This window comes from Azospirillum aestuarii, assembly GCF_016632405.1.
Taxonomy (GTDB): domain Bacteria; phylum Pseudomonadota; class Alphaproteobacteria; order Azospirillales; family Azospirillaceae; genus Azospirillum; species Azospirillum aestuarii.
In genome coordinates this window covers 59,516-74,254 of the sequence record NZ_JAEPIV010000002.1, presented here as the reverse complement: position 1 = coordinate 74,254, position 14,739 = coordinate 59,516, and the positions used below count along the sequence as shown (strand labels likewise).

Here is a 14,739-nt window from a genome sequence, read left to right as displayed (position 1 = left end):
CGGTCAGGCCTCCACCGGCTTGGCGTCCCAGGGGGCGGCCAGACGCACCTGCCGCCAGATCGGGTTGGACAGGGTCTTGTCGATTTCCTCACACAGGTTGACGATGCCGTCATAGCCCGCGTAGGGGGTGTGGCGCTCCTGGTTCAAATCGAGCCACGGCACCTTGGCCTTCAGCGCGATGAACTGCGACCGGCCGCCGGACATCATGATGTCGGCCTCGCTGTCGCGCAGCATCTTGTAGATGTCGCGGGGCTTCAGGTCGTCCCACTGGTGGAACTCCTCCCCCTTCATCTTCTTGATGCGCTCCTTGTCCTCCTTGGTGGACTTCTTCGTGGAAGTGCCGACGATGGTCAGCCCGGCGCCCTCCAGCGCGGTCACCATCGACCAGCTCTTCACGCCGCCGGTGAACAGCAGGACGCGCTTGCCGTCGAAGCGCGGCCGGTAAGGCTCCAGACGCCGCCAGACGCGGCTTTCCTCGCGGGCGATGACGCCCTCGGTGCGGTCGATGATCGCCTTGTCGGCGCCGCGCTCCACCAGCATGCGGGCCATGGTGCGCAGCGTGTCCGACATGTCCGACACGCCGTAGAAGGAGCCTTCGAAATAGGGGATGCCCCAGCGCTCCTGCATCTTGCGCCCGACATTCACCAGCGCCTGCGAGCAGACCACCATGGTCAGCCGCGCCCGGTGGGCCTGCGCCACCTCGTTGTAGCGCCCGTCGCCGGAGATGCAGGACAGGATGCGGATGCCGATCTCGTCGAGCAGCGGCTTCACCAGCCACAGCTCGCCGGCCAGATTGTATTCGCCGATGATGCAGATGTCGGTCGGGGTCGTGACCTCCGGCTCCACCGTGCCGATGACGTGGTCGAGCAGAGTCTCGCCGGCCAGCTTGTTGCCCAGGTTCTTCGACCCGACGAAGCCCGGCGCCATCACTGGGATCACCGGCTTGCCCAGCTTTTTCGCGGCGAACTTGCAGACCGCCTCGATGTCGTCGCCAATCATGGCGGGGACGCAGGTCTGGTAGACGAAGACCGCCGGCGGATCGTACTGCTGCACGATCTCCTTGATCGCCCGGTAGAGCTTCTTCTCGCCGCCGTGGATGATGTCGAGTTCCGACATGTCCGTGGTGAAGCCGGTGCGGTAGAGCTGCGATCCCGACGATTTGGTGCCGCGGTTGTCCCAGGAGTTGCCGAGGCAGGCGATCGGCCCGTGCACGAGGTGGGCGGCGTCGGCGATCGGCTGGAGCGCGATCATCGCGCCGTCATAGGCACAGCCCCCGGCGGCAGCCCCCGGCTTCAGCGCCTTGGAGCACCCCTTCTTCCGCTCCTTCTCCGACTTGGCTTGGTTGGTGGAGCAACCCGGCTCGTTGAAGACGTCCTGGAGCTTTTCCTGGAGCATGCCCTTCTCCCGCCATTGGCCGACATCGGCGCCTGTGGGTCAGTCGCCTGTAGGTCGGTCATATGCAGGAGGTGTGCCAGACAATGAATTGTTTACATTCAATAAGTTGGGTCGAGCGGTCCCGTGTGCGATACCCGACAATGGCGGACTTTGTCGGGTATCGCACAGCGTGGGGTGATGGCTGGGCAGCGTGCCGCGCGCCCGTCAACGGGCCAGCACCTTGGCGGCTTCCTTGGTTTCCGATACCGCCGCCGCGATCTGGGTGATCGCGGAGTTGATGGCGCCGATGTTGTGGTCGACGGCGCTGACCGAGGCCGACGCGTTCTGCATGTTGGTGGACATGTCGCCGGTCACCGCGCTCTGCTCCTCCACCGCCCCGGCGGAGACGGTGACGAACTCCATCAGGTTGCTGGTGGCCTGACGGATGTTGCCCAGCGAGGAGACGACGTCGGACGAGACGGCCTGCATGCCTTCGATCTCCTTGGAGATCTGGGCGGTCGCGTTGGCCGACTGGTTGGCGAGATTCTTGACCTCATTGGCGACGACCGCGAATCCGCGCCCGGCCTCGCCCGCCCGCGCCGCCTCGATGGTGGCGTTCAGCGCCAGCAGGTTGATCTGGCTGGCGATGGAGCTGATCAGGTCGACGATGCCGCCCATCGCCTTGGCGACCTCCGTCAGGCGTGCCGCCGCCCGGTCGGCGTTCCCCGTCTCGTCCATCGCCGTGCTTGCCGCCTGACGGGAGCGGATCATGCTGTCGGCGATCTCCCGGGCCGACGCGGCGAGTTCCTCCGCGCTGGCGGCGACGGTCTGAACCGTGCCCTGGGTCGCACCCGAGCGCTGGGCGGCGTCCTCGGCCTGCCGGCCGGCGGCGGAGAGCGCCGTGTCGATCTCGGTGAAGTTGTTGTCGATCAGCGCCTTCAGCTGGTCCAGAAGTTCCACTTGGCGGGTGATGTCGGTGGCGAACTTGACGATCTTGCTCAGCCGGTTGCTGCTGTCGAAGACCGGGTTGTAGGAGGCCTGAATCCACACCACGCGGCCGCCCTTGCCGATCCGCTTGTACTGGGCGGCCTGGAAGCGGCCCTGCCGCAGGCTTTCCCAGAAGGCCTGGTAGTCCGCGCCGCCGTGCTCCGCCGGATCGACGAAGGTGCTGTGGTGGCGCCCTTCGATTTCGCGCAGCGTGTAGCCGAGCAGGGACAGGAAATTCTCGTTGGCGGTGATGACCGTGCCGTCGGGGGTGAATTCGATCACCGCCTGGGACTTCGAAATGGCCTCCGCCTTGCCCCGCAGATCGATGTGCTCCAGGTGGCGCTCGGTGACGTCCGTGCAGACTTTCACCACCTTGTGAGTGACACCCTGGCGGTTCTTGATCGGGTTGTAGGAGGCCTCGATCCAGACCTCGCGCCCGCCCTTGCCGATGCGCTTGAACAGGGAGGACTGGAACTCTCCCCGGCGCAGACGCTCCCAGAAATCCTTGTAATCCAGGCTGTCGTGGAGATTCGGGTCGACGAATATCCGGTGATGCTTCCCTTTGATCTCCTCGAGGCTGTATCCCATACATCGGAGAAATTGGTCGTTTGCCGACAATATGTTGCCAGATGTGTCAAAGGTAATTATGCCATTAGATTTGTCTAATGCGTTGGTTATTTCCGTCGCTTCCGTGTCTGCCGGCCTTAGAAAGGTTTTAAAGGGCATGTCGATTGTCCTTATGGCGCGAATAGGGAATGATCATTTGAGGTTATCGGCAATTTGCATAAAAAACAATTAATTGATGTTTATGTGGTCCCCTGGAGTGCCGTATCGCTTCGACGGTGACTGTATTCGTTAATATGTGCCTTTCCCCAATGGGCGATCAATCGCAATTTTTTGTTGATGTTGTGGGTATTTTTCCGGTGGTAAGCGCTCTTGGCTTGAAGGTCTTAACTCTTGCGCCATTCAACCAAAGGCATATCGTGGCATTGCATGAAGGTAAGGATGGCTTGTTCCTGTTGATGTTCTTCCATGGCGGGCTGTGATGGGGTGGGTGGCTACGGAAATGGCCGGCTTCGCCCGTCCATCGGTACCACCGGAAGTAATGCGCGTGCGGAGCCGCGTCCCTGCGGTGGCAAGGAGCGCGGCTCTGCCGGGCCACCGTCAGGGAACGATCACATAGTCGGGATTGGCGATGGCGAAGACGGCGTCGCGGTCCGGCTGGGGCGGGTAGATCCACTTGGTGTTGATCTCGCGCTTCACCGCCTTGCCCTCCTCGCGGGTCAGCCGGACCTGCCGGTCCCAGCCTTCGGTGAACAGCGCCCCCCACGGACCGAGATCGAGGCAGGTCACGTATTTGGGCTGGCTGTAGGGGTGAATGGGCAGACCGACCAGTTCCGCCGCGGCGTTGTGGCCGGCGACGCGGCCCAGGCTGAGTGCGTGCTGGCAGGACATCGCGGCGACGTTGCCGAGATCGTCGGTGGCGGCCCGCGCCACGTCCCCGGTGACGAAGATTCCCTCGCTGCCGACCGCCCGCAGGAACGGATCGGCCGGGACGCGCCCGAACCGGTCGTGCTCGCCGCTGATCTGCGCGGCGAGAGGGTTTGCGCGGGCGCCCGCCGTCCAGACGACGGTGGCGGCGGCGATGCGCTCGCCGGTGGTGGTGGTCACGCCGTCGGCGTCGATGGCGGCGACGGCCGTGCCGGCGACGATCTCCACGCCGCATTCGGCCAGCGCCTGTTCGATGACGGGGCGCGGCACGGGGCCGAGGTCGGGGCCGATGGCGGGGGCCTGCTCGACCACGACGACGCGGACCTTGGCGTCCGGACCCAGGATGGCGCGCAGCCGGTCCGGCATCTCCGCCGCCGTCTCGATGCCGGTGAAGCCCCCGCCGGCGACCACGACGGTGTTGCGCGCCGCCGTTTCCGGCTGGGCGGCCAGGGCTTTCAGATGGGCGTCGAGGGCGCGGGCGCTGTCGAGCTGATCGACGTTGAAGGCGTGCTCGGCGAGGCCGGGGATCGCCGGGGTGAACAGGCGGCTGCCGGCGGCCAGGACGAAGCGGTCATAGGGCAGGGTGACGCGGGCGCCGTCGTTGCCGGTGATCTCCACCGCTCGGCGGTCGGCGTGGATCGCCTCCACGACGCCGGGGACGTGGCGGACGCCCACGGCCTCGAACAGCGCCGCGAGGTCCGGCGCCATGCCCTCCAGCACCGCTTCGTAGAGGCGGGGGCGGATGTGGAGCTGCGGTGCCGGTGAGACGACGGTGACCGCGACGTCGCCGTCCCGGCCGGCCAGCGCCACCGCACGGGCGGCGGACAGGGCGGCCCACAATCCGGCGAAACCGGATCCGGCGATGACGATCTGCTGGGTCATGACTGTGTGTCCTTATTGAAAGCCGGACAGGGGGGAGCGTTCTGGCGCGCGGGTGCGCGGCAGCCATCCCGTCCGTCCGGCGGAGGTCCGGGAAAAGCTCAGGACATCGGGTGAGACGTGGTCGGGCCGATTATGGTGTCTGCCGTGTCCGTGACGCGGCGCGGGCGCCGAGGCGCGCATCGATCCAGGTCTGGACGTCGCCTTGGAACTCCGGCGGGGCCTTGCGTCCGAAGGTCTCGCCAACGCTGGCCAGCGTTTCCTTGGCCAGCGTGTCGCGCATCGCCTTCTCGGCCCGCAGCATCACGGCGTGGATGGCGCAGACGCCGGAGGTCGCCCAATCCGGCGGTCTGTCGTCGAAGACCGCGCAGCGGCCGCGGATTTCCTGGCAGTCGAACAGCGGTTTCTCGCCCTCGATGGCGTCGACGATGGCGAGGAAGCTGATCTCCGACGGCGCCTTGGCGAGGCGGTAGCCGCCGCGCACCCCTTCGCTGGCCGTGACGATGCCCGCCTTCTCCAGCTTCGGGAAAATCTTGGCGAGGAAGGAGGGGGAGATTCCCTGCAACTCCGCCAGATCCCGGCTGCTCAGCGGCGTGTCGCCGGCGGCAACGAGCCAGAGAAGACAGTGGATGCCGTATTCGACGCTTGCGGTGAGATGTGCCATGGCGTGGCCCGTCCAACGGTCTCGACAACACAGACCGTATCAGTCCGCGTTCACGAACGCAAGCCGGAAAACGCGGATAAAGTTTGTCAGCGTTTAGGGGCGGTGGACGCGGGCCGGAAACGGAGAAAGCCGGAGCCCACCTCGCGGTGGACTCCGGCTCTCCGGGGAAGCCGGCCGGGCGGGGGGATGGAGGCCCCGCGCCGGCCGGGGGAGGTCAGCGCACCAGATCGAACGAGTAGTCGGTCTCGCCGACAATGTTCGTGTTGGCGTCCATATCCTCGAAGATGCGATCCAGGATGCGCACCAGCACGTTCAGAGCGCCCTGGTAGCCCCAGGTCGGGTAACGGTGATGGTGGTGGCGGTCGAAGATCGGGTAGGTCAGGCGGATGAGCGGGATCTTGGTATCGCGCTCCAGATACTTGCCGTAGCTGTTGCCGATGATGTAGTCGACCTTGTCGGTGAACAGCAGCGAGCGCAGGTGCCAGAGGTCCTTGCCGCCGTAGGCCTTGCCGGACTTGCCGAACGGCGAGCCGTCGAGCACCTTCTGAACCTGCTTCTCCCACTTCTTCGAGCCGGAGGTGGACAGGATGTGCACCGGCTCGGCGCCCAGCTCCATCAGGAACTTCGACATGCCCAGGCAGAAGTCCGGGTCGCCGTACACGGCGAAGCGCTTGCCGTGCAGGTGGGTGTGGCTGTCGGCGATGGCGTCGACGAGACGGCCACGCTCCAGCTTCAGCTCCGCCGGGACCGGCTTGCCGGACAACTCGGCCAGCTTCATCAGAAGCTCGTCGGTGCCGGTGACGCCCATCGGGTAGTTGTACTTGGCGACCTGCTGGCCCTTCTCCTTGATGAACTGCAGGGACTGCGGGGTGCAGTATTCCTGCATGGAGATGGTGGCCTTGGCGTGGACGGCCTCCTTCGTGGCCTCCAGCGGGGTGCCGCCGTCATACATGCGGTATTCGCCGTCGGCCGGGGTGTCGAAGTTGTCCGACACGTCCGACAGGATGGTCAGCTGGATGCCGAACAGGCCGGCGATGCGCTTCAGCTCGCGGTTGTTGCCGACCGCGAAGCCGTCGAAGCCCGGGATCAGGTTGATCGTCTCGTTCTTCGGGGTGTCGAAGTTCTCCGACGTGCCCCAGAAGTGGGTCAGGACGCCCTTGATCATGTTGTCGTAGCCGACGATGTGGCTGCCGACGAAGGCCGGGGTGTGGGCGAAGGGAACCGGGAAATCCGCCGGGACGCTTTCCTTGTTCTTCGCGTTGCTGATGAAGCCGGACAGGTCGTCGCCGATGACTTCCGCCATGCAGGTGGTCATCACGGCGATCATCTTCGGCTTGTACAGCGCGTAGGCGTTGGCCAGGCCGTCGATCATGTTGTTCAGGCCGCCGAACACCGCCGCGTCTTCCGTCATCGACGAGGAGACCGCGGAGTTCGGCTCCTTGAAGTGGCGGGTGAGGTGCGTGCGGTAGTAGGCGACGCAGCCCTGCGAACCATGGACGAAGGGCAGGGTGCCCTCGAAGCCCTGGGCCGCGAACATCGCGCCGATCGGCTGGCAGGCCTTCGTCGGGTTGATGACGACCGCCTCACGGGCGAAGTTCTTTTCCTTGTACTCTTCCGTCTTGGTCCACGCGGAAACCCGGGCGACCTCTTCGTCGGAGTGGCCGTACTCGAACTCCGTCTTCTTGCGCTCGAACAGCTCCTTGTATTCGGGCTGACGGAAGAGCGTGAAGTGGTCGATGACCTTGTCGGCGCTCTGGGAAACGGGGTGGGACATGCTCATTACTCCTATCTTCCAGAGGCCGCTTTAGAACGGAGCCTTCATGATGCCCCAGACGGGGTTGTTGATGGCCAGATCCATGTCGCGGGCGAAGATCGCGAAGCCGTCGTAGCCGTGATACGGACCCGAGTAATCCCAGGAGTGCATCTGGCGGAAGGGCAGGCCCATCTTCTGGAAGACGTACTTTTCCTTGATGCCCGAGGCGACGAGGTCCGGACGCATCACCTCGACGAACTTCTCCAGTTCGAAGGCGGTGACGTCGTCATAGATCAGCGTGCCTTCCTTCACGTAGTGCTGGGTGCGCTGATAGTCGTCGTTGTGGGCGAACTCGTAACCCGTGCCGACGATCTCCATGCCCAGGTCATGGTAGGCGTCGACCACGTGGCGCGGACGCAGGCCGCCGACGTAGATCATCACCTTCTTGCCTTCGAGCCGCGGCTTGAACTTGGCGATGACGGCGTCGACCATCGGCTGGTACTTGGCGATGACCTTCTCCGCGTTCTCCTTGATGGTGTCATCGAAGAGAGCGGCGATCTTGCGCAGGGACTCGGCGATCTGCGACGGGCCGAAGAAGTTGTACTCCATCCACGGAATACCGAACTTCTCTTCCATGTGGCGCGCGATGTAGTTCATCGAGCGGTAGCAGTGGATGAGGTTCACCTTCGCCTTCGGCGTGTTCTCCAGCTCGGCGAGCGTGCCGTCGCCCGACCACTGGGCGATCACGCGCAGGCCGATCTCTTCCAGCAGGATGCGGCTGGCCCAGGCGTCGCCACCGATGTTGTAGTCACCGATGATGGTGACGTCGTACGGGGTGGAGACGAAGCCTTCCTTCGGCTCGGTCTTCTCGAAGATCCAGTCGCGGATGACGTCATTGGCAATGTGGTGGCCCAGCGACTGGGAGACGCCGCGGAAGCCTTCGCAACGGACCGGAACGACCGGCTTGCCCAGCTCTTCCGACTTGGCGCGGGCGACCGCCTCGATGTCGTCGCCGATCAGGCCGATCGGGCACTCGGACTGGATGGAGATGCCGTTGACGAGCGGGAACAGCTCGTTGATCTCCTCGATCACCTTGTGCAGCTTCTTGTCGCCGCCGAAGACGATGTCCTTCTCCTGGAAGTCGGAGGTGAAGTGCATCGTGCCCCAGCTGTCCACGCCGGTGTCGCCGACATAGTAGTTGCGGCGGCCGGACCAGGAGTAGTAGCCGCAGCCGACCGGGCCGTGGGAGATGTGGATCATGTCCTTGATCGGACCCCACACCACGCCCTTGGAACCGGCGTAGGCGCAACCACGGATGGTCATCACACCGGGGATCGACTTGATGTTCGACTTGACGCCGCAGTCCTTCGCCTCGGCCTCCAGCACGTTCAGGTGCTTGGCGCGGCGCTTGCGGGACTTCTCGGGATACGCTTCGAGAACCTTGTCGACGAGACCCTTGACGTCGACGCCTTCGTTCACGGACAGGCTCATGGTGCCAGTCTCCTGCATGCTCTCATTGTCCGCGCTACTGCAGCGCGGGACCGAGCCCCCTCTCTCCCACCCCGCGCACAAGGGCGGGGTGGGCTGGGGAGGGGGCCAGTTCAGACCTTTGCCCCGTCAGGGACCCAGGTATCAGGCCTTGGCGGCTTCCTTGGCCTGGAGCTCGGCGAGCTGCTGCTCCTCCGACTTCATGATGCCGAAGTCCATCAGCATCTCTTCCAGCTCTTCCATCGTGATCGGGGTCGGGATGGTGCCCTTGCCCTTGTTCGCGTGGACCTTGGCGGCGAGCTGACGGTACTCCTGGGCCTGCTGGCTGTCCGGGGCGTACTCGATGACGGTCATGCGGCGCAGCTCGGCGTGCTGCACGATGTTGGCGCGCGGCACGAAGTGGATGAGCTGGGTGCCGAGGCGGCCGGCCAGAGCCTCCGCCAGGTCGATTTCCTTGTCGGTCTGACGCTCGTTGCAGATCAGGCCGCCGAGGCGCACGCCGCCGCTGTGGGCGTACTTCAGAATGCCCTTGGCGATGTTGTTGGCGGCGTAAAGCGCCATCATCTCACCGGACATGACGATGTAGATTTCCTGGGCCTTGTTCTCGCGGATGGGCATGGCGAAACCGCCGCACACCACGTCGCCCAGCACGTCGTAGGACACGTAGTCCACGTCGTCGTACGCGCCGTTCTCTTCCAGGAAGTTGATCGAGGTGATCACGCCGCGGCCGGCGCAGCCAACCCCCGGCTCCGGACCGCCGGACTCGACGCACTTGATGCCCTTGTAGCCGATCTTGAGAACGTCCTCGAGCTCCAGATCCTCGACCGAGCCGGCTTCGGCGGCGAGGTGCAGCACGGTGTCCTGCGCCTTGGCGTGTAGGATCAGGCGGGTCGAGTCGGCCTTCGGATCGCAGCCGACGATCAGGATCTTCTGATCCAGCTCGACCAGCGCGGCCAGGGTGTTCTGGGAGGTGGTGGACTTGCCGATACCGCCCTTACCGTAGAACGCAATCTGGCGCAAAGACATGGGAGGTTACTCCTTTGCTTGGGTCTACAGGGTGTCTTCAATTCCGGGGCGGCCTGCCCAGCGGCCGCTTCGACCCTCTCTCTGCATCCCCCGTGCCAGTTCGCTGAAAATTTTTAAATCATTGAAAATGAACGAGAAATTAGATTGCGGACGAGCGCGGTCCGCTTTGTCGGGCCTGTGACATACCCGACAAAGCCCGACATTTTGTCGGGTCTCTCGCAATGAAAAGGAAGGGAGGGACGAATGTCGTCCGCCAGCGTCAGAAGACGGCGTCAGGCGGCGGCGTGGTTCAGCGCGTCGCGGGCGACGACGAGGCGCAGCGCCAGCGCCTCCAGCTCGTCGCCGTCCTGGCCCATGTCATAGAGAAGCTGGGCCAGCGATTGGCCGCGGGCGAGCAGGCGGCGCGCCTTGGCCGGGTCGGCGGGGCGGGCCAGCAGGATGCCGACGAGACGCTCCCCGGCCATGCCGGCCAGCGCGCGGCTGCGTTCGGCCAGACGGCGCTCCAGCGTGTCGAGCACCGCCGGACGTCCGGCATGGTCGAGATCCGTGCAGAACTGGTGCAGGGAGCGGAGCTGGCGCAGCAGAGCCTCGAACAGCAGCTCGTCGAGGTCGCCGCCGTTGGCGGCCTTTCCGACAAGATCGAACAGTGTGTCGGAAAGCCGCCACGCGGCCGACAGGCAGTCGTTCATCGCCTTGCGGTCGGCGGGCTCGACGAAGGCGTTGGCCTCCTCGCGGTGCTCCTCCTGGTCGTCCAGGTTCCGCAGGGCGACGACGAGCAGCCCGTCCACCGAGGCCAGTGTGGCGAGGCTGGCGTGCAGGGCCTTGATGCCGCGGTCGGCGCCGAAGCCGTCCATGGCCTCCGCCGCCCGGCGCAGCGCATGGCGGGTGAGGCGGCGCGACTGGTAAACGACGTCGCGCAGCGCGACGGTGGCGCCCAGCGTCTCCAGCATTAGCCGCCGCGCCTCGAAGCGCAGCAGGGCGTGGGCGAGGCTGTCCATGGCGCCGGCGGTGGCGCCGGCCGGGTCGTCCTCGGTGCCCGCAGCCGACGCCTCGCCGCGGACCAGCCGGTCTGCGTCGGCGCGGGCGTCCGCCTCGATGGCCGACACAACCGACAGCACGGCACCGCGTCCGGCGCCGCGCAGCAGGGCGACCAGAGCGCGCAGGGCGGTGGCCACCTCCAGCGCGCCGGGCAGTCCATCCTCGGCGGTGCCCTTGTTGTGGACGACGCGGTCGATCAGATGATCGCGCAGGCGGGGCAGCAGAACGTCCAGGATGATCGGCGCGGTGGGGCGCAGCAGCGCCTCCAGCAGGCGGCCCTGCGGCTGGCCGAGCATGGCGGCCAGCGGGTTGACCGGCTTGGGCACCAGACGCGGGCGGTGGGGCTCCAGCAGGGCCAGCACCTCGTCGCCGCGCAGCGGGGTGATGGTGCCGCGCAGCAGCCGGGCGAGCGTCACGGCGTCGCGGGCCTCCTTGGCGCCGCGCAGCGGAACCGGCGCCCGTCCCGAGCGCATCGGCATCTTTTCCGAGACGGCGGAAGGAAGAAGAACGCGCGGCGGCTGTACCGCCCGGTTGCGCGTCTCCTGTTCCTTACGCTTCATCGGCCACATGGCCTTGCCTCGTCTTGCGGTGCACTGATTCCTGTTCGAAGAACTATGGTGTCGTCGCGTCATCCGTTCAAACGGATATTTTTAAGATATTTGGAGTAAGCCAAAAGTTGTTTCGGCCGTTTAATCGAATTGTTTTTGAATTCGAAATGTATTGCGCAATGGGCGGTATCGCCCTGCGGTGACGCGGACCCTTGGCGGAGGAGCCGGTTCGCGGTATCCATGAAAGAATTGTGGATTTGGGAATGTCATGGCGGACGGTTCGGCGAGCGGTGGGTTGCGGGATGCGCGGGGGCGGCTGATCGATCCGGATTCGCCGCTGGCGCTGAAGGCGCATCGCACCAACCTGCTGAACGTGACGGCGGAAGCGCTGTGCGCGGAATCCTTCAACGGCGAGCCGCGGCGCCTGCGCATCGGCGGCACGCGCAGCGACCACGCCGTGCTGTTCGAAGCGCTCGACGAGAGCCCGAACAGTCTGATCGCCGCCGACATCTTCCAGCACTACATGGCCTTCACCTTCGGGCTGAACCCGGACTTCTCCGGCGCCGAGGGCACGGACGGGCGGCGGCGCTACCGCGCCAGCTACCTGCGCCTGCTGAAGGGGTGGCTGTTCGACAGCAACAACGCCGAGGGGGCGGTGCTGAAGGGCTGGGTGGAGAGCCGCTTCGGCCTGCTGCCCACCTATCACAAGGAACCGATCCTCCGTTTCGCCTCGGACGCGTGGCGGACCTATGGCGAGGAGAAGGTCGCCACCCGCTTCCACAACAACAACATCAACCTGCAACTCGACCTGCTGTACGAATATTGCCAGTGGTGGATGCGCCGCGGCTGGCCGGACGCGCCGATGCCGTCCCGCGCCAGCCACATCCGGCTCTACCGCGGCGTCAACGATTTCGAGGAGCACCACATCGTCGCGCGCCCCGACAGGCGCACGGCGGTCCTGCGCCTCAACAACCTCAGCTCCTTTTCCATCGAGCGCGACATCGCCGGCCAGTTCGGGGACTACATCCTCGAAACCTGGGTGCCGCTCACCAAGGTGGTCTTCTTCCGCGACATCCTGCCCCGCTACCCCTTCAAGGGGGAGGGCGAGTATCTGGTGGTCGGCGGAGACTACAGGGTGGGGGTGTCGCTTCTCTGACAACCGATCACGGAACAGATCCGGCCCATGACTGACCATTCCATCCGCTCACGCGCGCTGGGCGCCTATCTCGGACTGGCCTGCGGCGACGCGCTGGGCGCCACCGTCGAGTTTCTGACAAAGGGCGAGATCGCCCACCAATACGGCGTGCACAAGCACATCAAGGGCGGCGGCTGGCTGAAGCTGCCCGCCGGGCAGGTGACCGACGACACCGAGATGTCGATTCATCTCGGCCGCGCCATCCTGGCCGCCCCGGAATGGGACGCCCGCCGCGCGGCGGCGGAGTTCGCCATCTGGCTGAAGGGCGTTCCCGTCGATGTCGGGGACACGACACGGCGCGGCATCCGCCGCTTCATCATGCACGGCACCCTGTCGGAGCCGGAGAGCGAGTATCACGCCGGCAACGGAGCGGCGATGCGCAACCTGCCGGTCGCCCTGGCGACGCTGGGCGACGACGCAGCCTTCGAGCAATGGACGGTCGAGCAGGCGCACATCACCCATTGCAACGCCATGTCCGACGCGGCGACCCTGACGCTCGGCCACATGGTCCGCCGTCTGGTGCTGGGCGGCAGCGTGCGCGACGTGCGTGACGAATCGAACAAGCTCATCGAGAAGCACCGGCAGTTCAAATTCCAGCCCTACCGGGGCCTGGCCACCGCCTACATCGTCGATACGATGCAGACGGTCATGCACTATTATTTCCAGACCGACTCCGTGGAGTCCTGTGTCGTCGAGACCGTCAACCAGGGCGGCGACGCCGACACCACCGGCGCCATCGCCGGCATGCTGGCCGGCGCCACCTACGGGGTGGAGACCATCCCGCCGCGCTGGCTGCGCAAGCTCGACCGCGCCGTCTATGACGAAATCTGCGCCCAGGTGGACGGGCTGCTTGCCCGCGCCCCGGCGCTCAAGCAGGGGTGACTTCGACCATGGCCGACGTGATCTTCTTCGAAAAGCCCGGCTGCGCCGGCAACAACCGCCAGAAGGCGCTGCTGGCGGAGGCCGGGCACACCGTCCACGCCCGCGACCTTCTGTCCGAGCCCTGGACGGCGGACAGCCTTCGCCCCTTCTTCGGAGACCGCCCGGTGTCGGACTGGTTCAACCGCGCCGCCCCGGCGGTGAAGAACGGGGAGGTCGATCCGGAGGCGCTGGACGAGGCCGCGGCCCTGACGCTGATGCTGAAGACGCCGCTGCTGATCCGCCGCCCGCTGATACAGGTGGGCGACCGTCGCGACTGCGGCTTCGAGGCGGAGCGGGTGGACGCCTGGATCGGGCTGGCCGCCGGAGCCCCGGAGGGCAAGCTGGAAGGCTGCGCCCGCGCCGGGATGCCGCCCTGCCCACCACCCGCAAAGGGGTGACGGGACAACCCGGTCTGTCGTAGGTTTGCCCCCATCCTGTCTGACACCCGACAATCCAGCGATGGGGGCCGATCCATGTGCGAACTCCTGGGCATGAGCGCCAACGTGCCCACGGACATCTGCTTCAGCTTTCGCGGCCTGATGCGCCGCGGCGGGCAGACCGGTCCGCATCGCGACGGCTGGGGAATCGCCTTCTACGAGGGGAAGGGCTGCCGCGCCTTCCACGACCCGGCGCCGAGCTGCGAGTCGGAGATCGCGCGGCTGGTCAGCAGCTATTCCATCAAATCCTGCGTGGTGATCTCCCACATCCGCCGCGCCAACCGCGGCCGGGTGTCGCTGGAGAACACCCACCCCTTCACGCGGGAGCTGTGGGGCCGCGTCTGGACCTTCGCCCACAACGGCCAGCTCAAGGGCATCAAGGAACGGACGCTGACCTTCTACGAGCCGGTCGGGACGACGGACAGCGAGCATGCCTTCTGCTGGCTGCTCGACCAGATCCGCATGCAGTATCCGGAACCGCCCAAGAGCAGCGGCGCCCTGATGCGGCTGATCCGCGACCTCGCCACCGACCTCGGCACGCTGGGCGTCTTCAACATGCTGCTCAGCGACGGGCGGTACCTGTGGTGCCACTGCGCGACCAACCTCGCCTGGCTGACCCGCAAGGCCCCCTTCGGCCCGGCGACCCTGATCGACGAGGACATGAGCGTCGATTTTGCCAAGGAGACGACGCCCGACGACGTGGTGACGGTCGTTGCCACCCGGCCCCTGACCCGCGACGAGAACTGGACCGTCATGAAGGGCGGCGAGATGGTCGTGTTCAAGGGCGGCAATCGGGTTCGCTGACCGGGGATTGTTCTGATCTGTGCAACGAAGATTGGCGAAATCGGGGCTCAATCGATTGGCGTAAGCGGGCTTATGGTCACTCCCGAAACACACAGAAGCGGTGACGGTGCCGGACCGGCGCCCCGCTTCCCGGA

13 protein-coding genes are annotated in these 14,739 nt (G+C 65.7%); 5 read left to right on the top strand and 8 right to left on the bottom strand.

Annotated elements, in window-relative coordinates; translation table 11 throughout:
* Nucleotides 1–3: 3 nt before the first annotated feature.
* On the bottom strand, nucleotides 4–1,395 hold the full coding sequence (gene nifE / locus JJL56_RS05010; protein ID WP_200484389.1) for a nitrogenase iron-molybdenum cofactor biosynthesis protein NifE: 1,392 nt from the start codon (nucleotides 1,393–1,395) through the stop codon (nucleotides 4–6).
* Nucleotides 1,396–1,599: 204 nt separating this feature from the next.
* Nucleotides 1,600–3,087: a methyl-accepting chemotaxis protein gene (locus JJL56_RS05005; RefSeq protein WP_200484387.1), complete on the bottom strand. Its 1,488-nt coding sequence runs from the start codon at nucleotides 3,085–3,087 to the stop codon at nucleotides 1,600–1,602.
* 149 nt (nucleotides 3,088–3,236) lie between these two features.
* Between JJL56_RS05005 and JJL56_RS05000 the strand changes: the two genes are divergently transcribed.
* The gene (locus JJL56_RS05000; RefSeq protein ID WP_200484385.1) at nucleotides 3,237–3,407 is read left to right on the top strand and encodes a hypothetical protein; all 171 of its coding nucleotides are present in this window, start codon (nucleotides 3,237–3,239) and stop codon (nucleotides 3,405–3,407) included.
* A gap of 118 nt (nucleotides 3,408–3,525) precedes the next feature.
* Here the strand turns inward: JJL56_RS05000 and JJL56_RS04995 are convergent, their stop codons facing one another.
* The 6 genes from JJL56_RS04995 to JJL56_RS04970 all read right to left on the bottom strand — a co-directional run bounded on the left by JJL56_RS04995 (nucleotide 3,526) and on the right by JJL56_RS04970 (nucleotide 11,260).
* On the bottom strand, nucleotides 3,526–4,734 hold the full coding sequence (locus JJL56_RS04995) for an NAD(P)/FAD-dependent oxidoreductase (protein WP_200484383.1): 1,209 nt from the start codon (nucleotides 4,732–4,734) through the stop codon (nucleotides 3,526–3,528).
* 130 nt (nucleotides 4,735–4,864) lie between these two features.
* Nucleotides 4,865–5,395 carry an RrF2 family transcriptional regulator gene (locus tag JJL56_RS04990; protein WP_145622416.1) on the bottom strand — a complete coding sequence of 177 codons (531 nt, stop codon included), beginning with the start codon at nucleotides 5,393–5,395 and terminating at the stop codon, nucleotides 4,865–4,867.
* A gap of 214 nt (nucleotides 5,396–5,609) precedes the next feature.
* On the bottom strand, nucleotides 5,610–7,169 hold the full coding sequence (gene nifK, locus JJL56_RS04985) for a nitrogenase molybdenum-iron protein subunit beta (RefSeq protein WP_145622414.1): 1,560 nt from the start codon (nucleotides 7,167–7,169) through the stop codon (nucleotides 5,610–5,612).
* Between the two features lie 30 nt (nucleotides 7,170–7,199).
* On the bottom strand, nucleotides 7,200–8,639 hold the full coding sequence (gene nifD / locus JJL56_RS04980; RefSeq protein WP_014239785.1) for a nitrogenase molybdenum-iron protein alpha chain: 1,440 nt from the start codon (nucleotides 8,637–8,639) through the stop codon (nucleotides 7,200–7,202).
* Between the two features lie 141 nt (nucleotides 8,640–8,780).
* Nucleotides 8,781–9,662 (bottom strand): nitrogenase iron protein, encoded by an 882-nt coding sequence (nifH, locus tag JJL56_RS04975; RefSeq protein ID WP_109068582.1) that lies wholly within the window; start codon nucleotides 9,660–9,662, stop codon nucleotides 8,781–8,783.
* 272 nt (nucleotides 9,663–9,934) lie between these two features.
* Entirely contained in the window at nucleotides 9,935–11,260 is a 1,326-nt protein-coding gene (locus tag JJL56_RS04970) for a hypothetical protein (protein ID WP_247889201.1), read from the bottom strand.
* Nucleotides 11,261–11,516: 256 nt separating this feature from the next.
* Here JJL56_RS04970 and JJL56_RS04965 point away from each other — a divergent pair, with 256 nt between their 5' ends.
* The 4 genes from JJL56_RS04965 to JJL56_RS04950 all read left to right on the top strand — a co-directional run bounded on the left by JJL56_RS04965 (nucleotide 11,517) and on the right by JJL56_RS04950 (nucleotide 14,605).
* A complete protein-coding gene (locus tag JJL56_RS04965) occupies nucleotides 11,517–12,404 on the top strand; it encodes an NAD(+)--dinitrogen-reductase ADP-D-ribosyltransferase (protein WP_200484381.1) in 888 nt (295 codons plus the stop codon).
* A 27-nt stretch (nucleotides 12,405–12,431) separates the two neighbouring features.
* Nucleotides 12,432–13,325, top strand: a complete 894-nt coding sequence (gene draG, locus JJL56_RS04960) for an ADP-ribosyl-[dinitrogen reductase] hydrolase (RefSeq protein WP_145622407.1) — start codon at nucleotides 12,432–12,434, stop codon at nucleotides 13,323–13,325.
* Between the two features lie 8 nt (nucleotides 13,326–13,333).
* Nucleotides 13,334–13,762 (top strand): ArsC/Spx/MgsR family protein, encoded by a 429-nt coding sequence (locus tag JJL56_RS04955; RefSeq protein WP_200484379.1) that lies wholly within the window; start codon nucleotides 13,334–13,336, stop codon nucleotides 13,760–13,762.
* Nucleotides 13,763–13,837: 75 nt separating this feature from the next.
* The gene (locus tag JJL56_RS04950) at nucleotides 13,838–14,605 is read left to right on the top strand and encodes a class II glutamine amidotransferase (protein ID WP_119507481.1); all 768 of its coding nucleotides are present in this window, start codon (nucleotides 13,838–13,840) and stop codon (nucleotides 14,603–14,605) included.
* Nucleotides 14,606–14,739 lie beyond the last annotated feature (134 nt).